The organism is Peptoniphilus sp. HMSC062D09, assembly GCF_001811425.1.
Taxonomy (GTDB): Bacteria; Bacillota; Clostridia; order Tissierellales; family Peptoniphilaceae; genus Peptoniphilus_A.
Genome location: NZ_KV804712.1, coordinates 1 through 258 on the forward strand (window position 1 = coordinate 1; position 258 = coordinate 258).

Sequence of the window (258 nt, forward strand, 5' to 3'; positions counted from 1 at the left end):
TTTTCATCACTTCCTTAAATAAAATATAAGGACAGATCTCCCTTCAATTTATAAAGGAAAATCTGCCCCCATCTACAAGGCGTTTACTTTATAAATTCTTTCAAAAGCACCTTTAGCTTTTTAAGAATATTGTTTTTTCGCCATTGTATAGCTTGATAGCTCACTTTCTTACTTCTTGCTACACTCGATAATGTTTCATCATTAAAATACAAACGCTCTATGATGTCCCTTTCTTCATCATTCAGCTTTGACATAGCC

1 protein-coding gene is annotated in these 258 nt (G+C 32.9%); it reads right to left on the reverse strand.

Annotated elements, in window-relative coordinates; translation table 11 throughout:
• Positions 1–83 precede the first annotated feature (83 nt).
• A partial coding sequence (locus HMPREF2801_RS05350) for a sigma factor-like helix-turn-helix DNA-binding protein (RefSeq protein ID WP_305787926.1) occupies positions 84–258 on the reverse strand: 175 nt, incomplete at its 5' end.